The organism is Sphingobium sp. B2, from assembly GCF_007693735.1.
Classification (GTDB): Bacteria; Pseudomonadota; Alphaproteobacteria; order Sphingomonadales; family Sphingomonadaceae; genus Sphingobium; species Sphingobium xenophagum.
This window is the reverse complement of the sequence record NZ_VDBZ01000002.1, coordinates 443,165-464,824: the sequence shown is the minus strand read 5'-3', so window position 1 is coordinate 464,824 and position 21,660 is coordinate 443,165. Positions and strand designations below refer to the sequence as shown.

Annotated in this window: 18 protein-coding genes and 1 pseudogene; 15 read left to right on the top strand and 4 right to left on the bottom strand. The window is 58.7% G+C overall.

Annotation, left to right across the window (positions count from 1 at the left end; genetic code table 11):
- Position 1 precedes the first annotated feature (1 nt).
- Positions 2-1,396 (top strand): aspartate aminotransferase family protein, encoded by a 1,395-nt coding sequence (locus FE851_RS17825; protein WP_145205380.1) that lies wholly within the window; start codon positions 2-4, stop codon positions 1,394-1,396.
- Between the two features lie 37 nt (positions 1,397-1,433).
- The gene (locus FE851_RS17820) at positions 1,434-2,669 is read left to right on the top strand and encodes a serine hydrolase domain-containing protein (protein ID WP_145205377.1); all 1,236 of its coding nucleotides are present in this window, start codon (positions 1,434-1,436) and stop codon (positions 2,667-2,669) included.
- 54 nt (positions 2,670-2,723) lie between these two features.
- Here FE851_RS17820 and FE851_RS17815 read toward each other — a convergent pair whose 3' ends face one another.
- The 4 genes from FE851_RS17815 to FE851_RS17800 all read right to left on the bottom strand — a co-directional run bounded on the left by FE851_RS17815 (position 2,724) and on the right by FE851_RS17800 (position 8,435).
- Positions 2,724-3,299, bottom strand: a complete 576-nt coding sequence (locus tag FE851_RS17815; protein ID WP_145205374.1) for a YkgJ family cysteine cluster protein — start codon at positions 3,297-3,299, stop codon at positions 2,724-2,726.
- A gap of 398 nt (positions 3,300-3,697) precedes the next feature.
- Positions 3,698-5,068, bottom strand: a complete 1,371-nt coding sequence (locus FE851_RS17810) for a methyl-accepting chemotaxis protein (RefSeq protein WP_145205371.1) — start codon at positions 5,066-5,068, stop codon at positions 3,698-3,700.
- A 355-nt stretch (positions 5,069-5,423) separates the two neighbouring features.
- A complete protein-coding gene (locus FE851_RS17805; protein ID WP_145205368.1) occupies positions 5,424-6,938 on the bottom strand; it encodes an aldehyde dehydrogenase family protein in 1,515 nt (504 codons plus the stop codon).
- Between the two features lie 30 nt (positions 6,939-6,968).
- Positions 6,969-8,435: an APC family permease gene (locus tag FE851_RS17800; RefSeq protein ID WP_409994510.1), complete on the bottom strand. Its 1,467-nt coding sequence runs from the start codon at positions 8,433-8,435 to the stop codon at positions 6,969-6,971.
- Between the two features lie 180 nt (positions 8,436-8,615).
- Here FE851_RS17800 and FE851_RS17795 point away from each other — a divergent pair, with 180 nt between their 5' ends.
- From FE851_RS17795 to FE851_RS17745, 13 genes and pseudogenes are all read left to right on the top strand, one after another.
- On the top strand, positions 8,616-10,106 hold the full coding sequence (locus FE851_RS17795) for an FAD-binding oxidoreductase (RefSeq protein ID WP_145205362.1): 1,491 nt from the start codon (positions 8,616-8,618) through the stop codon (positions 10,104-10,106).
- A gap of 34 nt (positions 10,107-10,140) precedes the next feature.
- Positions 10,141-11,220 (top strand): nuclear transport factor 2 family protein, encoded by a 1,080-nt coding sequence (locus tag FE851_RS17790; protein ID WP_145205359.1) that lies wholly within the window; start codon positions 10,141-10,143, stop codon positions 11,218-11,220.
- Positions 11,221-11,293: 73 nt separating this feature from the next.
- A complete protein-coding gene (locus FE851_RS17785; protein WP_145205357.1) occupies positions 11,294-12,445 on the top strand; it encodes a tyramine oxidase subunit B in 1,152 nt (383 codons plus the stop codon).
- A gap of 26 nt (positions 12,446-12,471) precedes the next feature.
- Positions 12,472-12,918: a Rid family hydrolase gene (locus FE851_RS17780; protein WP_145205354.1), complete on the top strand. Its 447-nt coding sequence runs from the start codon at positions 12,472-12,474 to the stop codon at positions 12,916-12,918.
- A gap of 86 nt (positions 12,919-13,004) precedes the next feature.
- Positions 13,005-14,057: an NAD(P)/FAD-dependent oxidoreductase gene (locus tag FE851_RS17775; RefSeq protein WP_261371049.1), complete on the top strand. Its 1,053-nt coding sequence runs from the start codon at positions 13,005-13,007 to the stop codon at positions 14,055-14,057.
- A 10-nt stretch (positions 14,058-14,067) separates the two neighbouring features.
- Positions 14,068-14,262, top strand: a complete 195-nt coding sequence (locus FE851_RS26910; RefSeq protein ID WP_261371048.1) for an FAD-dependent oxidoreductase — start codon at positions 14,068-14,070, stop codon at positions 14,260-14,262.
- A 36-nt stretch (positions 14,263-14,298) separates the two neighbouring features.
- Entirely contained in the window at positions 14,299-14,727 is a 429-nt protein-coding gene (locus tag FE851_RS17770) for a nuclear transport factor 2 family protein (protein ID WP_145205351.1), read from the top strand.
- On the top strand, positions 14,724-15,170 hold the full coding sequence (locus FE851_RS17765; protein WP_145205348.1) for a nuclear transport factor 2 family protein: 447 nt from the start codon (positions 14,724-14,726) through the stop codon (positions 15,168-15,170). The genes FE851_RS17770 and FE851_RS17765 overlap by 4 nt, the downstream gene beginning before the upstream one ends.
- Before the next feature lie 28 nt (positions 15,171-15,198).
- A pseudogene (locus FE851_RS27190) lies at positions 15,199-15,354 on the top strand (LysR family transcriptional regulator); the annotation flags it as partial.
- 90 nt (positions 15,355-15,444) lie between these two features.
- Complete coding sequence (locus FE851_RS17760) at positions 15,445-16,131, top strand: LysR family transcriptional regulator substrate-binding protein (protein ID WP_261371066.1); 687 nt, start codon at positions 15,445-15,447, stop codon at positions 16,129-16,131.
- 190 nt (positions 16,132-16,321) lie between these two features.
- On the top strand, positions 16,322-18,619 hold the full coding sequence (locus FE851_RS17755) for a TonB-dependent receptor (protein WP_145205342.1): 2,298 nt from the start codon (positions 16,322-16,324) through the stop codon (positions 18,617-18,619).
- An 87-nt stretch (positions 18,620-18,706) separates the two neighbouring features.
- A complete protein-coding gene (locus FE851_RS17750) occupies positions 18,707-20,350 on the top strand; it encodes an amidohydrolase (protein WP_261371047.1) in 1,644 nt (547 codons plus the stop codon).
- 170 nt (positions 20,351-20,520) lie between these two features.
- The gene (locus FE851_RS17745) at positions 20,521-21,645 is read left to right on the top strand and encodes a class II histone deacetylase (RefSeq protein ID WP_145205339.1); all 1,125 of its coding nucleotides are present in this window, start codon (positions 20,521-20,523) and stop codon (positions 21,643-21,645) included.
- Positions 21,646-21,660: the final 15 nt, after the last annotated feature.

Below are 21,660 nucleotides of genomic sequence, written 5' to 3'. Positions count from 1 at the left end.
CATGAACGCCTCTCTCGCCATGAAGGACCAGCGCAGCCTGTTTCACGCGGTCACCTCGATCGCCGACAATGCGAGCGCCGGCCCGTTCGTCCTCACCAAGGGCAAGGGCAGCATCGTCACCGACGAGCATGGCCGCGACTATATCGACATGGGCGCTGGCCTGTGGTGCGTGAACATTGGCTATGGCCGCAGCGAAGTGGCCGACGCGATTGCCGATGCGACCCGCAGCCTGAACTTCCAGCATCTGTTCGGTGGCGCGGCATCAGTGCCAGCCATCGAACTGGCCGACAGGTTGCTGACCCTGTTCCGTACGCGCGCCAATGCGCCGGAAATGGCGCGTGTGTTTTTTGGTTCGTCGGGATCGGACGCCAATGACACGGCTTACAAGCTGGTCCTCTATTACCATAATCTTATCGGCAAGCCGCTGAAGAAGAAGGTCATTTCACGTCAAGGCGCGTATCATGGCCTGACCTATGCCGCCGGCAGCCTGACCGGCATCGACGCATATCACAAGGCGTTCGACATGCCTGCGCCTGGCGTGCTCCATGTGGAGGCGCCGCATTATTATCGCGGCGCGCGCCCAGGCGAGAGCGAGGCGGATTTTTCCGCTCGTCTGGTCGCCGACTTGCGCGCGACGATCGAACGCGAAGGGCCAGACACGATCGCGGCATTCTGGGCGGAGCCGGTGATGGGCACGGGCGGCGTGATCCCTCCGCCGACCGGCTATTTCGAGGGCGTTCAGAAGCTGCTGGCCGAGCATGAGATACTGTTCGTGGCTGACGAAGTGATCACTGGCTTCGGGCGGACCGGCAGCTGGTTCGGGACTGGGCACTATGGCCTCAAGCCCGATATCGTCAATCTCGCCAAGGGGATCACCAGCGCCTACCTGCCACTTTCCGCGACGATCATCAGCAACCGGATCTGGGACGTACTGGAACACACATCCGCTACGGCTGGTGCGTTCATGCACGGCTTCACTTACTCTGGCCATCCGGTCTGCTGCGCCGCTGCGCTGGCCGTGCTCGACATCATGGAGCGCGAGGACATAGTCGCGCCGGTCGCCGCCAAGGGCGAACGCCTGCTGGCGGGGCTGAGGAGCCGGTTGAAGGACCATCCTTTCGTCGGCGACATCCGCGGTGTAGGCCTGATGGCTGGTGTCGAATATATGGCCGATCCAGCTGCGAAACGGGACTTTGCGGGCATGGCTGGCCACAAGATCGTGGCGGGCCATGCGCGGACCGAGGGTATCCTGACCAGGGCATTGCCGTGGATGCCGGTGACGGCATTCTCGCCGCCCCTGATCATCAGCGATGCCGAATTGGACGAGGCATTGGACCGCTATGTCGCCGCGGCGGAGCGGGCCATTCCGGCCTTGGAAGCAATGGCTTCCGCCTGACCGCGAGGATGCGGCATCGTTTGAAGGAGAGCAAGCAATGACATTTGGATTTCGCTTGGAGGTGGCGGTCCTGCTCGGCCTGCTGGTCGCACCTGCCACGGTCCACGCGCAGCAGGAATTGCCTGTTCCATTGCAGGCAGGCGCGAAATCCGATGTGCCAGTGGCGACGCAGATCATGCGTTGGCACATGAACGATGGCGACGTGAACAGTTTTGCCTTTCGCAATATGGATCAACTGTTCACCACGCGGACGGTGGCCCACTCGGGCGCGCCATGGATGTTCCCGAAGGTCGAGCGGCCAATGGATTTCACATATTCGTTCGGCGGTACGACATATTCGGCCGAGCAAGCGCTGGAGCGGACCTACACCAACGCACTGCTGGTCCTGAAGGACGGACGGATCGTCACAGAAATATATCGCAACGATTCGAACGAGCACACCCGTTTCATGGGCTGGTCGATGACAAAGTCGATCACGTCGATACTGGTCGGCGCGGCGCTGGAGGACGGTTTGATCTCGTCGATTGATGACGACATCACCCGATACCTGCCAGAATTGAAGGGGGGCGGTTATGAAGGCGTGACCATTCGCCAGATCCTCCAGATGCGCTCTGGCGTGGATTATGAAGAGAGCTATGACTTCGCCAAGCCAGGTATCGCGGCGAGCAACCACATCAACGCGCTGGTGAAAAATGTGGTACGCTTTGCCGATGTTGCACGCACCATCAGGCGCAGATCGAAGCCAGGGGAAGTCTTCGCCTACAAAACCATCGATACCGCTGTGCTCGGCTGGCTGATCGAACGGGTAAGCCGGGGGTCGGTGGCCGCCTACACAGCCCGAAAGCTATGGGAGCCGCTGGGAGCGGAGGCGGACGGCTTCTATATCATGGACGGTCAGCCGGGCACGGGCCGCGAGTTCAGTGGTGCAGGCTTCAACGCCACCTTGCGCGATTGGGGGCGTTTTGGGCAGATGATGCTCGATGGCGGCATGGCCAATGGCAAGCACGTCGTCAGCGAGCAGTGGGTCAAGGCGGGGCAGACGCCGGCTGGCGAGCGGGAAGGGCCTGAAGGCGGCTATGGCTATCAGTGGTGGACCATGGCCAATTCGCCTGCCTACTCGGCGATTGGTTTGCAGGGCCAATATGTCTATATTGATCCTGCCAGCCGCACAGTTGTGGTCAAGCTCAGCTATTTTCCACCGACCGGTGGCCAAGCAACGCAGGAAACGCTGGCTTTCCTTGCGGCAGCGTCCGCGTGGCAGCCTGCAAAATGACGCTGCGCTGAAAGCGGCCGCTGTTTGATGGCGGGGAGTGCCCCCCTCAATCTCTTATGCTGGTTTCGCTATGCCTTTGGTAGCGAACACTGCATATCGCTCTCGCCAGGCCGCCACCTCGTCTTTCAAATGTGCAGGCGCTGCGGCTCCCGATATGACGAGGGTGGCCACATCATTTTCGGGGTGCATCAGCATCTTCTTGGCGCCGTCAGTAAACCAGACAGGCACCAACCGATCGCAAAGCCTGTCTAGAATGGATCGGGCCATGCCATTTTCTATGGCATCGCTGCCAGGCAGCAGGCGAACCAATATGGACACGCCTTCGAAACAATTTCGAGGTTGGCGGACGAAATCGAGCGACACCAAGATGCCGGACAGGTCGGGACGGGCTTCGTCCGGCATGTCGGCGATCCTGCGCCAAGCACAAAACCAGGTCCGGCAAATATGCGGACGCACGGCATGAATACTGCATCCTTGAGCGGTGAGTTGAGGACAGCTTTTGCCAGCCGGCTTCTGGAAATCGGGCGTATCGACAGTCAAAACGGTGCAGCAGATCGTGCAATCGCCACAATCCCGGTTTGAGAGGACGGGGCCGAGGAGAGTAGTTTCCAGATCTTTCTCTATGTCCATGGGCGCTGGGTGCCGCGGCTCTGCCTGGAATGCAAGCGGGATCAGGCACGCAAGGTCCGGGGAAAAGTCCAACAGCTAATGGCAGCAGAGTGCGCCAACGCACAAGTCTTGTGCCAAAACCATCCCAACCGCCAATTCAACCTGTCAACCGGGCGAGGAGCCCGCCTGAACGGTCACGGACTATGATATGCAATTGGCGATGCGGTGCCGCGCTTCAGTCCAGGAAAATGTGCAAGGAGAGAAGGCCGATATGCCTGCAACGCATTGAACGTGCAGGCATATCGGTCAGTGCTGGTTTCGATCCGAGCGATGCGCGGGCGGTCGAGATATGCTATGATTCCGACGGGCGGTGACACTGACCTTGCAAATCGCCATGTGAAAGCCATCGGGACCCATCATCAATGCAGACTGACGTAAGTCTCTGTCTGGAAGGCAGCCGTGCTGGCTGGAGCTTTCATGGGGCGACGGCTGCCAGATGCCTTTGAACGACTATCCGGGCCGTTTTCCAGTTTGAACTGGCTTGCCTGAGCGGCGAGGCTTTGGACCTCAGCAGCAAGGTTTCCTGCCGCGGCCGACGTTTCCTCGACCATTGCCGCATTCTGCTGGGTCGATTGATCCATCGTGCCAATCGCGGCCGAAATCTGGTTTATCGCCGTCGACTGTGCCTGATTGTCATTGGCCATCGTTGCCAACAGTTCGTGGACTTGCGACACATCGCCGGAAATGTTGGACAGTGCGCCATCGACTTTCGTGACCGACCCGACAGCCGAAGCAATTTCTACCTGGGTGACGGTCAATTGATCGCGGGCTCGTTTTGCTTCCTCTTCCGCGCGCATCGCCAGTGCGGAAACGAGATCAGCCACTACCGCAAAGCCGCGGCCAGCGTCGCCTGCGCGTCCTGCCTCGACCGCAGCGTTCATCGCCAGCACGCGAGTCTGGAAGGCAATCTTGTCCAGACCTTCAATGACGGAATCGATGCCCTTGGCACTATCGGACACGCGGCCCATCGCTTGAACGGCGTCTTCTGCCGTTGCACGCCCGTCATGCACCGTTGCGATCGCCTGATCGGCGCGCTGGACGGTGAGCGATGCTGCCTTTGCCAGAGCGCGCAGGCGATCCGCCATCTCGGTAACGGACGCTACCGTTTCTTCCAGCGAGGCAGCGTTGCCTTCGGTGCGGCGAGCCAGATCGTGCGACGCCTGGGCGATCTGGCTTGATCCGGTGCTGATGGAGGACGCACTTTCGGATACCGCCGCGATCAAATCGCGCATGCTCCCAATCGCGTCATTGAAATTGGTTTTCAACGCTGCATATTCCGGTGCAAATTCGGCCGTGATCAACGCGGTCAGGTCTCCATCGCGCAACAATGACAGATGCGAGCTGAGAACCGAAACCAGTTGCTCTTGAGCCTCAGCCTGTTTCAGGTTCAGGGCAGCAGTCTCCTTGAACGTGAACATGGCCTTCGTCATGCGGCCCACGCAATCTTGATATTGGGTATAGTCGATAGGCGTATCGAGGTCACCGGCGGCCAGACCTTCCATGCGAAGGACCGTCGACACATATGGCACGCACACGGCCTCGCGGATCAAAGACCCGCAAACCGCCGCAATCCCCGCAACCACAAGTCCTAATGACAGACCCAAGACGGGATGACCGAAAAGCGCCGCGCCCGCGGTAAGCAGTGTCGCCAATGCCGCAAAGCCGCACATGCATATCAGGACGACCAGCATCTTCTGGCGGATTGGGGCAACTTCCTTGAACCACGACATGGCATACTCCTAATATTCGACTTCGAACGAGCCGCAGGTCGGTCGTCGGCTGGCAATCGCACTCCGCCGCCGCCATCTGTTGCCCCGTGTTAAGGCCACGAATATTTCTCTTATAGGAGGCTGATGCGCGATCCGGTCATCGCTGTGTCAAAAATTAAGAATGAGCGCCAAATCGGATGGACCTGATCGTCAGAATGTGACTCCAGAAGCACTGGCATTCGGCCAGTGTTACGGACATCTTAAAGGATAATCCGATTTGCTCAGCATCCACCTTGCCGATGCCGCCATTCTCGCCATCGTCTGATTGCGCGATCTGCCCGCAAACCTCCGTCGGGGTTTGCCGGGCGAGAAGAGCCTAACGCATCTTTGGGTGCGCTTTGACGCCGCTGCGCAACTTGGTGTGCGCTAAAACACCCTCTCTGCCCAGTTCGAGGCCGACTCCCGACTCCTTGTCTCCGCCAAAGGGCAGGGCCAAGTCGAGAATGTTGTGGGTGTTGATCCAGACCGTACCAGCCTGCAACGCATCGAAATAGCGATCTGCACAATCGATATCCCTGGTCCAGACGCTGGCCCCCAGTCCAAACCGCGTTTGGTTGGCAAGGGTAATCGCCTCCTCGTCGCTCGTAAATGAAAAGGCGCACAAAACCGGGCCGAAAATCTCTTCCTGGGCAGTAGGGTGATCGGGGTCCAGGCCAGCGATGACGGCCGGCGTGAAGTAGCTTCCCGGTCCATCAACTGCTTCGCCACCGCTCACGTCGGCCCCGGCAGCGCGAGCGGCGTCGACATGCAGTGCCACCCGATCCCGGTGCATTCTGCTCGACAGGGGAGCCAATTGTGAAGCCGGATCGAGGCCGGGGCCCAATTGCAGGCTCGCGGCGATCTCCCGCACGCCGGACAGTACAGCGTCATAATGCTTCTCGTGAACCAGCATCCGCGACCCGGCACAGCAATTCTGGCCGGAATTGCCGTAAATCGCCCATGCCGCGCCGGGAATAGCCTGATCGAGGTCGGCAGTTTCGGTGATGATGAGTGGTGATTTGCCGCCCAGTTCCAGATTATACTTTTTGAAGCTCCTAGCGGCGCTGATTGCGATGCCGCGTCCGACCTCCGTTGATCCGGTGAAGTTGATCTTGTCCACGCCGGGATGCTCGACCAGCATCCGTCCTGCCGATGCGCCCCGACCCGTGATGACGTTGATGACACCATCCGGAATGCCGACTTCCGCGCATAGCTCGGCGAGGCGCAGCGCGGTGAGGGAGGTCTGTTCCGCTGGTTTCAGGACGATGGTGCAGCCGGTGGCGAGCACTGGCGCCAGTTTCCAGACTGCCATGCACAGTGGCACGTTCCACGGCGTGATCGCTGCAACAACACCAACCGGATAGCGCTTTGTAAAACCGCTAAAGCGCAGGTCGGGCAAATAGGGGACGGACAAGTTCATTGTCTCGCCATTCAGTCTGCTAGCCCAACCAGCGACATAGCGCAGCGAGTGCACTGGCAGTTCTGCGTCGAACAGGCGGGTATTGGCGATCAGCTTGCCGCTGTTGAGCGTCTCGATCTCGGCAAGCGATTCCACTTCCGCTTCGATGGCTGCGGCGAGCGCCAGCATGAGCGCCTCGCGACGGTAAGGTTGCATGTCGACCCAAGCGCGGTCGGTCAGCGCGCGGCGTGCGGCGCCTACTGCGGCATCGACATCTTGTGCGCTGGCGTCAGCAATACGAGCGATTTCCTCGCCGCTGGACGGATCGACGACGCTGATCGTCGATCCGTCGGACGCAGGGCGCGATTGTCCATCGATGAACAGCCCCTTTTGCGAATGGATGAACGATCGTGCCTTCTCGCTGATTTGTGACAGATCGTTTGCGGTCGTCATGTCCGTGTCTCCTGGAAAGGAAGATGCCGTTCAGACGTCCGTGCGGGACAGGCCGATGCGGCTGTAAATTGCGGGGTGCCTGCGCTTCATCCATGCTGCCTGGACCACGCCCGCCGCAAAAATGATGGGCAACGCAACGGGTAGGGCGTTGATAAGGCGGGAATCCGTGCCGGTTAGTAGAGGGTAATTCAGGATAGAAAGGCCGCATCCGGCTGCCAGCATCACCCCGCCAAGCAGCGGCATGGCGGTAGGGACACTCAAGCGCGTATTGTGCTGGAGGAAGAAGGCGGGCACGGCAAAGCTGGTGAGACAAAGCAAGAGCATCAATCCGACAGATCCGAAACCCGTCAAAGCGGTAGTCAGTGACAGAAGCGGATCGAGCCCCGCCATGGCAAACCCGCCCACCGTCAGCACGAGTATAACGACCACTGGCACTCCAGCGACAAAAGGTGCGCCGTTGCTGCGCCTGGTCCGGGACAATGCGCCAGGCAGGATGCGGTCGCGACCCAGTGCGTAGACGTAGCGCACACCGTTATTGAAAAGCCCAAGGATGGCCGCAAAGGCGCTCGTCACTACCAGCGAAGAAATCAGGATTTGGCCCCACTCGCCAAGGTAGCGATGGGCAAGGCCGAACACGAAATGTCCAGGATCGATTGCTGCATGGCGTGCAACATCGGTTCCCTCAGCGATTGTGAAGGCATAGGCGGTGAAAATATAGAAGGTGCTGACGATGGCGATGGCGGCATAGGTAGCGCGGGGCACCGTTCTTGCCGGATCGCGAGCCTCTTCCTGATAGATCGCCGTCGCCTCGAAGCCGATCACGGAGTTGAAGGCGTAAATCGCCGCAACGCCAAGGCCGGGGCCAAAAACGACAGACGGCGCGAGCACGATACTAGGAGCGATCAGACCTTTTTCCGCGATTATGGCAAAGTCCAGCAGCAGGATTGCAAGTACCTCTGCGCCAAGGGCTATCGCGAGAATCTTCGCCGTGAAGTCGATGCGGAACCAGGAGAGGAGCGCCAATGCCGCAATTCCGAACATCGCTATGACGCCCCAGTGAACGGATATCATTCCAATATTGTGCAGCATGTCCGTCGCGAAAAATGAAAACGCGCCCAATGTCGCGCAACACAGCCCTATATAGGACAGCATGGCGACATAGGCGCTGCCCAGGCCAGCTGCCCTGCCGAAGCTTGCAGAGATGATCGCGTAGAATGCCCCGGCATTGCGGATCAGGGGCATGATACGGACATAGCCGACAGCAAACAGCGTGATAGCGATAGCCGACAGCAGATAGGCGCCTGCAACGCCGACACCATTTCCGAAGGCGAAGGCCAAAGGCATCGTTGCCACAACGATTGCCATGGGCGCGGCGACGGCCAGTACCATGAAGGTGATGTCTACGCTGCCCAGCACGCCATTGGACAAGCTTTCGGTGCCATCATTGACGACCGTCTGGCTTTGTCCTTGGGGATAGGCAGGTGAGGGGGAGGTCAAGTCCGGCATGCTCCAGAACGGCAAGGCGACAAATATTGGACCCCGTTGTGCCACACTATCATCTTACATCAATCGGCGTGAAAAGCTGATCCGTTGCCGTTAGCGCAACAAGCTGGGCAAAGTCCGACCTTGTTTCACGGCACTTCTGCACGGCATAGATTTGCTGGCAAGGAGGGCGATATGTCGAACGACAGCCGGTGGTCGCGCCGTAACTTTCTCAAGGCTGGCACGATCGCGACCGTCCCGTTAGCCACGGGATTGAGCGCATTACCGGCATTTGGCGCGCCTCAGGCAGGCAGTAGCGCCGCTGCCCTGCAGTCACGGATCAGCGGTACCGTCGTGGTGAAGAGCGATGCATCCTACGAAGCGTGGCGCAAGGCGATGATCTGGCAATTGGCCAAGGCTGACCGCAAGCCGGACATGATTGTTCAGGCCGTCAACGCCGACGATGTGCGACAGACCGTTCTCCATGCCGCCGCAAACGGATTGAAGGTGACGACGCGATGCGGCGGTCACAGCATGGCAGCCTGCTTTCTGCGCGATAGCGGGATTCTGATCGATGTCGGTCATCTCGATGATATCGAGGTCGATGTGGCGACGAAGACCGCTAAAGTTGGGCCTGGGGTGTTTACCCGCGGTCTCGCCGAACGGTTGCTTGAGGACGGGCTCGCTTTTCCGGGCGCGCATTGTGGCACGGTGCCAATAGGGGGCTATCTGTTGGGCGGCGGGGTCGGCCTCAATGCCAATGCGTGGACGCACGGCCTCAGCGTGTTCGGTGTCAAAGGTGTTGACCTCGTCACTGCTGACGGCCGGCTGCTTCATGCCAGCGAAACGGAAAATGCCGATCTGTTCTGGGCCGCACGCGGCGGAGGGCCAGGTCTGTTCGGCGTTGTGACGCAGTTCCATCTGCAATGTTTCGATGCGCCCAAGCTGATTTGGGGGGCGACCTATGTATTGCCATACGCCCAATTGGCGGAGATGAACGATCTTATGGCGAAAGTGGCGCCAACACTCGATCGCGACGTGGAGATATTATCGTCGGTGGCAGCGATTCCTGGCAAGTCCAGGGACCTGCCGCCCGATCAGCGCTTCGCCATCTATGTCGATGTCAATGCATTCGTAGGCTCCGAAGTCGAAGGACGCCGCAAGCTTGCGCCGATCACTGGGCATCCCATCGCAGCGCGCGCAATCGACAAGGTTCTCGATCGCGCAGGCAGTTATGATCGCTATTATAGCGACAATGAAGCTGGGTTTCCGCAGGCCCATTGGATGGGCGACAGCATTTGGGTCGACGATCCAACGCAGGCTGTTGCCCTTCTGTCCGAATATATTCCCAGATGCCCTGCTCCGCGTGGAACGCCGATCGTCCTCTATACCGGCGAACAAACGCAGCCCGATGCTGCCGCATCGCGCTACGCACCCTATTACATCGCATATTATCTTGAATGGGACGATCCCGCCGACGAGGCACCATCCCGTAAATTCTGCCGCGAGCTTTTCAAGAAGCTCAAAGCGATCGGAAAAGGTAGTTATATCAATGAAATGGATCAGGAAGGGCGACCTGAGGATATAGCAGATTGCTACTCGCCCGAAGCGTGGAAGCGCCTGGCGCAGCTTCGCAGGCGGTGGGATCCGAACGGTGTGTTCCACGGCTTCTATGGACAGTCGTGACCTTGGCATACATTCTCAAAGAAAGTGCAACAGCATGAAAAAGGCATCGCGCGCTGCTGCCATTATTGCCCTTGTGGCGCTTGTCTCCAGCCTGTCGGTCGGCGCCCGCCTGAAGGCTGCGCCGACTGACAGCCCGGAACAGGTTGTGCGGAACCTTTATGCCGCGTTCGAACGGGGCGACATGGCGGCGCTGGAGCGACTGATCGCGCCTGATGCGACATGGACCTATTACGGCCCGCCGAGTGTCTTGCCGTTCGGCGGTATACGGCGAGGACCGGAGGGTGTTGCGGACTTCTTCGCCAAGGTGGACGAGACGCTGGCCGATCCTGTTGCGGGTCAACGCGAGTTTCTCGTCGACCGCGATACCGTTGTCGTCCCCGGATTTGAGGAAAGCACCGTCAAGGCGACCGGCATCAGATACCATGCCGACAATGTGCATATCTTCAAGATCCGTGATGGCAAGATCGTCCGGTTCGAGGAATTCATTGACAGTGGCAAGGTCTTGCTCGCGTTTCAGGGCGACGTTGCGGCGGGCAAGGACAAGGCCGCGGCGCGCGACGGGGCTGTCGATACGAGCGTTGGGAAAGCCGTTTTTACGACATGCGTTGGATGCCACGGCAATGACGGGCAGGGGCGAGCGATGATGTATGCGCCCAATCTGACTGGCCTCGACAGCGCGTATCTGACACGGCAATTGCACAATTTCCGGGAAGGGCGGCGTGGCAAGCTGGACGACGCCCATGGCTTTCCGATGGTTGGCCGCGCAACGGCCATCGGCGATACGGCGAACATCGCTGCAGTCGTGCAATATATAGGTCGACTGGCCAGTGCCCCTGTCGCAGATGTCAAGAACCGGCAGATGCCCACCGACCTTGCCGATCAGATCGCGACGTGCGCAACATGCCATGGGGACGTGGGACAGGGAAATGCGCAATTAGGCGCGCCAGCGCTCAATAGGCTGGACGTTCGATATATCGCGTTGCAACTCGCCAACTTCCGCAATGGGCTGCGCGGCTATGACGAGCAAGACCGGGAGGGCCAATTGATGGCTGCGTCGGCGCGCGTGGTTCCAGAAAAAGATATTGGACGCATCGCCGAATATTACGGGCGTTGATGTCCTGAGTTGATGTTGTTCGCCCGATCGTCTGCCCTTTCCGAGGGTGTGGACGGGGGCTCTGGAGTGAAGCATGTTTGAAGTCCCCGTTAGTTCGACAAAGATCGATTTTATTTACCTGTCCGAGCCGGACATGATCGCGGCCGGCGTGACCGACATGGCGGCCTGCGTCGACACTATGGAGGAGATGTTCGGCCTCCTTTACCATGGCGATTATCGCATGGCCGGTCCAACCAACAATTCGCACGGCGCGATTATCGTATTTCCCGAAAACTCGCCGTTTCCGGATATGCCCAAGCCCACGCCAGATCGCCGATACATGGCGATGCCTGCCTATCTGGGTGGGCGTTTCCGGACGGCGGGCGTCAAATGGTACGGCTCGAACATCGCGAACCGCGAAAAGGGATTACCGCGGTCTATCCTCATGTTCATCCTGAACGATGTGGATACCGGCGCGCCACTTGCTATCATGTCCGCCAATCTGCTGTCTGCCTATCGCACCGGTGCGGTTCCCGGCGTCGGTGCGCGCCATCTGGCCCGCAAGGATTCGCGTGTCGTCGGCATCCTTGGTCCTGGCGTCATGGCGCGCACCTCGTTGGCCGCGTTCATGGCGACTTGCCCGATGATAGATACGGTGAAGGTGAAGGGGAGGGGTGAGAAGAGCCTCGCCGCCTTCGTCTCTTGGGTACGCGCGACCTATCCGCAGATCACGACCGTTCAGACGGTCGATACGATCGAAGAGGTGATGCAGGGCAGCGACATCGTGACCTTCTGCCAATCGGGGGCAATAGGAGACCCTTCGCAATATCCCATGGTCCGCCGCGAATGGATCAAGCCGGGCACGTTCCTTTCGATGCCCTCGCTCACGGACGTGGACGAAGGCATGCAGGCGAGCGACATTCGCAAGGTACTCGATAATCCCGCCATGTACGAAGCGGGGTTCGAGGAATGTGAGAAGCCCGCTCACCGATGGGTTCCGGTCGTTGGCATGCGCTATCTCGACCTTGTAGCCGAAGGCCGCGTCGACCGGGACACGCTCGAAGACCTTGGCAAGATTGTCGCTGGTGAGGCGCCAGGGCGTACCAACGATGATGAGATCATCATTCTCTCAGTCGGCGGGATGTCGGTCGAGGATGTGGCATGGGGTACGGTGATCTACCGGAACGCCATTGCGCGCGGCATCGGCACCAGCCTGAATTTGTGGAACGAACCCGCGCTCCGCTGACGGGCGCGATAAAAGGATCTTTCATCATGACGCAGATCGTCAAACTCAAGACGGGATCGCCTGCTGAAACGCGCGGCAGCTATTCGCGCGCGGTCGCGGTGGACAATCTGATTTTCGTGTCCAACACGGCGGGTCGCAATCCTGACACAAAGTTGATCCCGGCCGATCTTCGCGAACAGACCTTTCAGGTTCTGGCCAACATCGAGCGCGCGTTGAACGCTGTGGACGCAGTTCTGGAAGATGTCATTGCTGCGCGAGTCTATATTCAGTTCCCGCAAGACATCGATGAAGTGATGAGTGCCTATGCAGAACGGATGAAGGGGATAGAGCCCGCTTTCACCCTCACCAGCCCGCCGCTTGGTTCGCCTGAATTCAAGGTCGAGATCGAGGTGACCGCATGGCGGGGGGCTTCGAACGCATCTATCCGGAATATCGACATAGGGACTATCCGGAATATCGACATAGGGAGTTGAGCAATGCGCGACACCTTGGCCCATGTGGACCGCATCCGGTGACATGGGCGCCGCCACCCATTGACCCGGTCCGGACGTCAGACGCATTGCCGCGTGACTGCGAGGTTGCGATTATCGGCGGCGGTATCGTTGGTCTGATGGCGGCGTTGACTCTTGCTGAGCGTGGTGTTCCGGTTGTCGTGTTTGAGAAGGGCACCCTGGCCGGCGAGCAATCCTCCCGCAACCTCGGATGGGTGCGCAAGACGGGTCGGGAACTGCCTGACCTGCCGCTGGCTATGGAATCGGATCGGTTGTGGGACATCATGCCCCAGCGCGTCGGGCGCGATGTCGGTTTTCGCCGGACTGGGATCCTCTATTGTGTTCGCAACGAGGCGCAACTGGCCCCGCACGAGGCTTGGCTGGACGCGGTTGGCGACCATCACCTGGGTTCGCGGTTGGTCAGCAATGCGGAGATTGCCGATCTTGTTCCTGGCGGTCAGGAAGGTTGGTACGGCGGCATCTATACGCCTTCGGATGGCAAGGCTGAACCGCAACTTGCCGCCAGTGCAATCGCACGCGCCGCAATGGCCAAAGGCGCTGTCATTATAGAACAGTGCGCTGTACGCGGTCTTTCGCTCGCTGCCGGACGAGTGGCGGCGGTCGTGACGGAGCGGGGCGAGTTGCCGTGCAAGGTTGCGATCCTCGCCGGCGGTGTCTGGTCCCGCAGGTTTCTGGGCAATCATGACGTTTCGCTGCCGACCTTACCCGTCATCGCTTCGGTACTGCGGACAAAACCGATCGTCGGGCCAACGGACATCGCCGTCGGAGCGCCCGATTTCTCATTCCGCAAAGATCATAGCGGAGGTTTCACCATCACGCAGCGGGGGGGCTTCATTGCGCCGCTCGCGCTTGATAGTCTGCTGCTCGCCAGGCAGTTCGCACCTGTGCTGCGCAAGGAGTGGAGGCAGATACGCCTGTCGCTGGGGCGACATTTTCTCGACGACCTTGCTTTGCCGCGCCGTTGGCAGCCGACCGGGCCTTCGCCGTTCGAGAAGCAGCGGACGATCAATCCCGACGTGAGCCAGACTCTCAACGCTGAAGCGCTCACGAATCTGCGCGCCGCATGGCCTGTTTTTCAAGGACGCACAGGTAGCGCATAGCTGGGCGGGGATGATCGACATTACACCAGATGCCAATCCCGTCATTTCCCCGGTCGATGCAATATCCGGACTCATCCTGGCCAGCGGGTTTTCCGGCCATGGGTTTGGCACAGCGCCCGCCGCAGGCGGATTGGCAGCCGATCTGGCGATGGGTACGCGTCCGATTGTCGATCCCGCTCCTTACACCCTTTCACGATTTCGCTAGGGCGGGTACCCTGCATCCCAATAGGATCGAGTTGATATGTCAAATAACCAACTGGACGAAACAGGCACTGTCGCTGAAAAGGTTGCGACACTCGACCGCTTCTACAGCGCTTTCAATTCGGGTGATATGGACGGTGCCTTCGCCTGTCTGTCTCCAGATATTATTTGGATCTACCATGGGCCGCGGGATGCTATTGCGTTTGCGGGGACGTTTCACGGTCATGAAGGCGTTCGCGACTTTTTCCGACGCGTCGCCGAAACCATCGAACTGGTGGAGATGACACCAGAAACATTCGAAGCCACGGGCGACACGGTTTATGGAACCGGGGTGGAGCATAGTCGCTCACTCACCACGGCACGCGAATATCGGGTCCGCTGGGCACATGTCTACAAGGTCGAGAACGGATTGATCACCCGTTTCGAAGAATTTCTCGATACGGCGGCCGTGGCTGGTGCATTGTCATGAGTAGCAAGCTCAGCGACCTGCTCCGCAAAAAATGCCTGCAGTTCGGCCGCGATTTCAAGGCAGGCCGGATCGAGGCCATGACCAATGCCTTCTATCATCCCGACGCGGTGATGGAGGGTCGGGATATGCCTGCTGAGGTTGGCCGTTTGGCAATCAGCCGCATTTTCGAGGAAGCTCGCGACGTCTATTCGGCTTTGATCATCGAGTTGGAGGACGTCACGCAAATCGGCGACGTCGCCTTCGCAAACTTTACGAACCGCAACACTATTATCGCTGGCGGGATCGATGTCCATCGCGGGCTTATGATCTGGACTCTTGTTGGCGATGATTGGCTCGTAATTCGCGACTTTTTCTTCGCGGAAGGCGCGCCCCTGCTCGATCCGGTGGCGCTATTCCCCGTCCGTGCCAAGGCAACGACGCACACCCGGTCGCCGCGCAAGTGACTTTAGATGGCATCATGAAGGAAATCTAATGCCCGGCGTAAGTAGAGCCTATGAGATTAATGTGCAGGACCACCGCCTGCATTATCTCTCGCTCTCGGCCAAGCACGGTTCGATGCGAGCCGCCGCCGATTATCTGGGCGTTGCACCTTCGACAATCAGCCGCCAGATAAAATTGCTCGAACGGGCGCTTGCGATCGCGCTTGTCGAGCCGGGTTCGCACAAGATGATCCTTACCGAAGCCGGGTTGATGCTGTGCGAATATTATGATCATCGGATGGCCGAGCATGACGTACTGCTGAGCGGCCTGGCGGCGCTTCGCAATGTGCGCACCCAGTCGATCCGTATCGTGGCGTCCGAGTGCCTGATGGCCGCGCCGTTTCTTCCCGCGCTGATGAATGTCAGCGAAAAATATCAGGATGCGGCAATTGAGTTGATGTCCGCCGAATCCAACGCGGCGCACCGCGTGATCCTCAACGATACGGCGCATTTCGGCCTTCTGCTCGATTCCCCCGACGACGTGCGGTTGCGCGTCCATGCCGCCGCTCGCCAGCCATTTGTCGTGCTTATGGCTCGCCAGCACCCGCTCGCAATTCATGAGCGCATTACACCGGAAATGGTTGTCGAGAATAAATTGCTGACACCGCTGCCTTCGTCTCGTTTGTTCGAGATAATTCAGACCGTGTTCTCCAGCCGCGGATTGTCGCTCAACATCGCCCTGAAATCTTCGTCGATGCAAATGATTCTGAACGGCGTCGAGCGAGGCTTTGGCATTGCGCTGTTGCCAGCGCTATTTGCCCCAGAAGATCAGAATAGTGCATTGATTGTCCGACCTCTTGATTGCGAAGAGCTTCGGGAGATCAGCCTTTTGCTGGTCAGTCGCGTTGGTCGCAAGCTTGAGCCGGGCGCGCTCGAAATGCGATCGGCGCTTATGCGAGCCATTCGTAAGCTTCCTGCCAAATAGCTGGCGGAGGTCGTCGCAGTCGGTCGCTTTTTGCGACTAGGCAATGCAAGCGCCAGCGCCGTTTTACCGCCTTCATTCAGATGTTGCATGCATCGCAACAACAGACTGCGACCATGTCATTGTGTCGCGCTGGCGATGAACGGATGATGCTCATCATAATAATTTAAAATAGCTGACAAGGGGGTTTCTCATGAGCCGGATTTCAAGCCTCTACCTTCTATGCGCCATTCCACTGTGCGTAGCTGCAAACCCAGCGATAGCCCAACAGGGCACTGCAACAGCGACCAGTGACGAGAATAGTTCTGGCCTTGCGACAATTGTCGTCACGGCCCAGAAGCGCGAACAGAATCTCCAGTCGGTCGGCATCGCCGTGACGGCAGTGACCGCTGAAAGCATTCAAAGCCAGAATATCACCAGTAGTGCTGACCTTGCTGGCAGGATCGTGGGCCTGGAAAATTATTCACCCTATGGGCCGGGTACATCGGCGAACGTTGTGATCCGCGGGATCGGCGTCAACGACTTTGGCGAAGGCCACGAAGCGCCCGTAACGACCTATGTCGACGAATTCTACTACGTCGCTGTCCCGGCAGTCGATTTCGCACTGTTCGATCTTGACCGAGTGGAAGTCCTTCGCGGACCGCAAGGTACTTTGTTTGGCAGAAATTCGACGGGCGGTCTGATCCACTATGTGACAGCCAAGCCGCAAAATCGTGCCGAGGGCTTTGCGAATGCAACCTATTCCAGCTTCAATACGCTGAAGCTCGAAGCGGCTGCCAATGCGCCCATCAGCGATACAGTCTCGGTGAGGCTGTCGGGCTTTTCGCAAACGAGCGATGGTTACCAGAGACAGGTCAATCCTAATCTGGAGCGTGGCGGCCAGGCCGGCAGCCAGGCGGTCCGTCTGCAACTACGTTATCAAGGCCATGACGGTTGGGATCTCAATCTGAAAGGCGAATATGGTCGGATTGATACGGTCCACAGCTATTATGAGTCGCTCACCGGCTATGTCGATGACGCTACCGGATTGGTCATGCGTGACGATACGATCACGGATATCGTCGGCTATGCCGAACGCAACGGTCCGGCCGCCAAGAAGAACACAGTATTCACCAATCGACCGGCGATGTTGAAGGCTACAATCAAATCGGCGCTCTTCCGAGCGGAGAAGGAATTCGGAGACACGACCTTTACAAGCGTGACCGGTTACCAGAATTACAAGCGCCAAATGAACGAGGATAGCGACGGTACGCCTAACGATATCGTTTATGCCAGCTTCCCTTATCAGCTTGAAGAGGCGACGCAGGAACTGCGACTTTTCCATGATGGCGACCGCACTGACTGGACAGTGGGCGTCTATGGACTCTTGGCGACGGGCGATAACCAACCATCTGCCGTGTTCAATTTCCCTCTCGATGGCCCGGCGCCGGACGGCATATATCAAGGTGCCGTATTCCCGCTCGCCCTCAATGCCAACTGGAGGATGCGGACGAAATCGCTCTCTGCTTTCGGTCAGGTGGAACATAATCTGACCGACACTCTGAAGTTGATAGCAGGCGTACGGCTGACCTATGACGACAAGGGTTTTGCCGATGTGGACAATGCCGCATTCCGGACATGCGCCAGCGGGCAGCCGGGTTCGTGCTTCCTCGTGTCCGAAGGGGGCGATGGCACGCCAAATCCCTTCAAGCTAGACTATGATCAACTGCTTGTGTCGGGTAAGGTCGCGCTCGAATATTCGCCGAACCGCAATACGTTATTCTATGCCAGCATTTCGCGCGGTACCAAAGGTGGTGGCTTCAATAACGGTTTTTACCCCGACAACACTAGCCTTGCTCAAATTCCCTACAAGGATGAAACGCTCTATGCCTATGAAATAGGCGAAAAGGTCACTCTTTTGAACAACCGACTGAGGATCAACACCAGCGCGTTCTATTATGATTATTCCGATTATCAGGTGTTCAATTATTTTGGCCTAGTCGGCCTGATCTCCAACCAGGACGCGCGCGCTTATGGTGTGGAGACCGAAATCGAAGCCGAGCTGGCAGAAGGGCTGACCGTCTATGGGTCCGCGGCATATCTGAACACCAGGATCTATGATGTCAGCAAATCGACGCCATCTGGCGCTATCGTTACCGCCGATCGTGAGATGGCGTTTGCACCCAAATGGAGCGGTAGCGGCGGTGTAACCTATACCACGCCAGCAACCTCGCTTGGTGCATTGACGGTCGACTGGAACTTCAACGCGCGTTCATCGCGTTTTGCCGGAAATTTCGGCGATCCGGGCACGAAACTGAACAGCTATTTCAAGCATAATGCATCCGTATCGTTCGATTTTGAAGCCGGCTGGAACATTCGTGCGTTTGTCGACAATATCGGAAACGTCAAGAACTTCACTTATCTCGGCCCCTCCTTTGCCTCGCTTGGCATCGTCCAGGCACGGTATGCAATGCCGCGCACCTATGGCGTGGCAGTTGGCGTCAAATGGTGACGCGCCGAAAGTGATTAGACGCCTGCTTGGCGGTTCCGTCCTTTCTCATGGGCGGGACCGTCATTTTGTGTTTGGAGATCTGTTTTCATGAGCAAGCCCATGCACCTTCGCGCATTGATCGCCGCCTGGCTCGCACTCGCGACGGCGTCCCCTGCGCTGGCGGAGGTGGCGGCAGACACCGTGTATCGCAACGCGCGCATCTACACTGTCGATTCCGCCCGCCGCTGGGCGGAAGCTGTCGCCATTCGCGACGGACGCTTCGTCTATGTCGGCGATAATGCAGGGGTGAAGATATTCATCGGACCGAAAACCGATGTCGAGGATGTGAAGGGGCATATGGTGATGCCGGGCATCCATGACGCCCATCAACATATGGTGATCGCACAGGCGCGGAATATCTATTGTCAGGTGTCCTCCGAAGCAGACATCAAGGCGCTTATCGCCGCGCTCAAGGCCTGTCCGGCCAGCAAGCGCCCCGATGGATGGATCATTGCGGACGTATATCGCGGCGATAATTTCCCCGGCGGACAAGCCGATCGCAAATTTCTTGACGAGGCGTTCCCAGATACGCCTGTCTATATTCGCGAATGGTCCTTTCACCACGCCTTGGTCAACACCAAGGCGCTGACAATCGCCGGTATCGATCGCAACACGCCCGACCCGGAGGGCGGGACTATCCTTCACCGCGCAGATGGCGAGCCGACCGGAGAATTGCTGGCGGGCGCGACTTATCTGGCATCCCGGCACCTGCCGCCTTTGCCTGAAAAAACGGTGCGAAAAGCCTTGCTCGATACGGCAGCACTCTGTGCCCAATATGGGATTACTTCGGTTCAGGATGCCGGGGTAACAGAAAGTGTCGCGCGGGCGTTGCACGACCTCGATCGAGAGGGGCTTTGGCATTTGCGGACATTGGCGCATGTGTTCTGGGGCAATCCCGCTGTGTCGATGGTGTCATTGCAGGAGAGCGAAAAGACGCTCTCGGAACGAAAGGCGTTTCGCTCGGAGAGAGTGTCAATCGATGCCGTCAAACTCCTGATCGACGGCTCACCGCTTCAACCGCATCACACCGATGTCGAACTTGACGCGCATGGTCATTATGACCGTTCGAAGCTTTATACCGATCCCGAAACAATCGCTGCCGCACTGACGCGTTTCGACAAGGAAGGCCTGCGTGTTAAAATGCATGCCGTAGGAACTGGCGCGAACCGCGTGGCAGTGGATGCGATTGCCGCGATGCGCAAGGTGAACGGGCGATCTGCCCTCATGCCGGAACTGGCCCATAGTCTGTATTTTTCTCAGCAAGATCTCGACCGGCTGGCACCGCTTGGCATTGTGGCGGAAATGTCCCCGGCGATCTGGGAGATCAAAGGGCCGTTGACTGCCAGCCTAGCGGGCGCGTGGCCTTTCCGCAGCTTGCTGGAGCGTGGCGTTACTATGACAATCGGTAGTGACTGGGTCGTGTTGCCAACTCCTAATCTGTTCCCGGCGATCGGGGGCATGCTGGACCACGGCGACCAGTCGATCTCGCTAGCTGATGCCCTGGCGATCGCGACCATAAATGGTGCACGGGTTTCAGGCTGGGGTGACGTTGCGGGGTCGATCGAAGTCGGTAAAATGGCTGACATGATCATTCTCGATCGCAACCTGTTTGATGTCACGCCCGACAAGATTGCGGAAACGCGTGTTTTGCGGACTATTTTCGAAGGGCGCGTCATCTACAAAGCAAACTGACACAGGACGATGTTTGCCGGTGCCGACCATGCTGTCGCGCGACGGTTGCCCTCTTGATCGCAAGAATAGGCGGTGACTCCTGGCACAGGTGAGCGGAAATCTGGCACGTACATGCGGGAAACGCCGGGCAGAATGCGGGACAAGCGGCTCGTCAACCAAGCGGGGTCGCAATGACGGGCATCACGGGTTTCTACAGCGACGAATGGACATTCTGGCATTCGGTTGGCCTTCAGGCGCTTTTCCTGCCGATTGGCGGGTTCGTGCAGCCGCCAAGCGGGGTAGCCGGGGCTGATACGCCGGATTCCAAGCGGCGTTTATGGTCTTTGCTCAGGACTTCGGGCTTGATGGACAAGCTCAAGCTGGCCGGCGCGGCGGCGATCGATGATTCCGATCTGTACCGCGTCCACACGCAACGCTATATCGAAGAATTCAGGCAGGTCAGCAAGGCGGGTGGCGGGGACATTGGCGATTTCGCGCCGTTCAGCGCAGGCGGCTTTGACATCGCCTGCATATCAGCCGGCCTTGCCAAAGCGGCCATGTCGGACGTGATGGCGGGTCGGGTCAATCGTGCCTATGCGCTTTGCCGACCCGCAGGGCATCATTGTCTGTCTGATCGCTCGATGGGCTTTTGCGTACTTGCCAACATTCCGATCGCTGTTGAAGCTGCGCGCGCAGAGCATGGGCTTGGCAAGGTCGCCATTCTGGATTGGGACGTCCACCATGGTAACGGCACCCAGTCCATCTATTATGACCGCGGCGATACCCTTACCATCTCGATTCATCAGGAAAATTGCTTTCCGCCTGGGTATAGCGGAGTTGACGATCGCGGTTCGGGCGAGGGGGCAGGCGCCAATATCAACATCTCGCTTCCCCCCGGTTCGGGAGATGCCGCGTATCGCGCGGCGATCGACCAGATTGTCCTGCCAGCGCTCGATCGCTTCCAGCCTGATCTCATCGTGGTCGCGAGCGGGCTGGATGCAGGGGCCGCGGACCCCATGGCTCGCATGCTCGCGACGAGCGAAACCTTCCGTGCCATGACGCAAACGATGGTCGAGGCTGCCGATCGCCTGTGCGGGGGCCGCCTGGTCGTGGTGCACGAGGGGGGCTATTCCGAAGCCAGCGTGCCGTTCCTCGGCCTCGCGATCATCGAAGCGTTGAGCGGCGAACGAACCGAAGTCGTCGATCCCACGCTTGGAATCTTCGACGCGCAGCAGCCGCAGGCCGATACCGTCCGCTTCCAGCTAGACAGGATCAATGCGCTGGCACGAACCTTCGCGGATACCGCAGCGCTTTGACTCCGACACAGAGGG

Excerpts from the sequence above, each read along its gene's own strand:
- FE851_RS17745 (WP_145205339.1), top strand. The coding sequence starts at position 20,521 with ATGACGGGCATCACGGGTTTCTACAGCGACGAATGGACATTCTGGCAT.
- FE851_RS17765 (WP_145205348.1), top strand. The coding sequence starts at position 14,724 with ATGAGTAGCAAGCTCAGCGACCTGCTCCGCAAAAAATGCCTGCAGTTC.
- FE851_RS17790 (WP_145205359.1), top strand. The coding sequence starts at position 10,141 with ATGAAAAAGGCATCGCGCGCTGCTGCCATTATTGCCCTTGTGGCGCTT.
- FE851_RS17750 (WP_261371047.1), top strand. The coding sequence starts at position 18,707 with ATGAGCAAGCCCATGCACCTTCGCGCATTGATCGCCGCCTGGCTCGCA.
- FE851_RS17770 (WP_145205351.1), top strand. The coding sequence starts at position 14,299 with ATGTCAAATAACCAACTGGACGAAACAGGCACTGTCGCTGAAAAGGTT.
- FE851_RS17815 (WP_145205374.1), bottom strand. The coding sequence starts at position 3,299 with ATGGACATAGAGAAAGATCTGGAAACTACTCTCCTCGGCCCCGTCCTC.
- FE851_RS17785 (WP_145205357.1), top strand. The coding sequence starts at position 11,294 with ATGTTTGAAGTCCCCGTTAGTTCGACAAAGATCGATTTTATTTACCTG.
- FE851_RS17760 (WP_261371066.1), top strand. The coding sequence starts at position 15,445 with ATGGCCGAGCATGACGTACTGCTGAGCGGCCTGGCGGCGCTTCGCAAT.
- FE851_RS17805 (WP_145205368.1), bottom strand. The coding sequence starts at position 6,938 with ATGACGACCGCAAACGATCTGTCACAAATCAGCGAGAAGGCACGATCG.
- FE851_RS17825 (WP_145205380.1), top strand. The coding sequence starts at position 2 with ATGAACGCCTCTCTCGCCATGAAGGACCAGCGCAGCCTGTTTCACGCG.
- FE851_RS17795 (WP_145205362.1), top strand. The coding sequence starts at position 8,616 with ATGTCGAACGACAGCCGGTGGTCGCGCCGTAACTTTCTCAAGGCTGGC.
- FE851_RS17780 (WP_145205354.1), top strand. The coding sequence starts at position 12,472 with ATGACGCAGATCGTCAAACTCAAGACGGGATCGCCTGCTGAAACGCGC.
- FE851_RS26910 (WP_261371048.1), top strand. The coding sequence starts at position 14,068 with ATGATCGACATTACACCAGATGCCAATCCCGTCATTTCCCCGGTCGAT.
- FE851_RS17820 (WP_145205377.1), top strand. The coding sequence starts at position 1,434 with ATGACATTTGGATTTCGCTTGGAGGTGGCGGTCCTGCTCGGCCTGCTG.
- FE851_RS17755 (WP_145205342.1), top strand. The coding sequence starts at position 16,322 with ATGAGCCGGATTTCAAGCCTCTACCTTCTATGCGCCATTCCACTGTGC.
- FE851_RS17810 (WP_145205371.1), bottom strand. The coding sequence starts at position 5,068 with ATGTCGTGGTTCAAGGAAGTTGCCCCAATCCGCCAGAAGATGCTGGTC.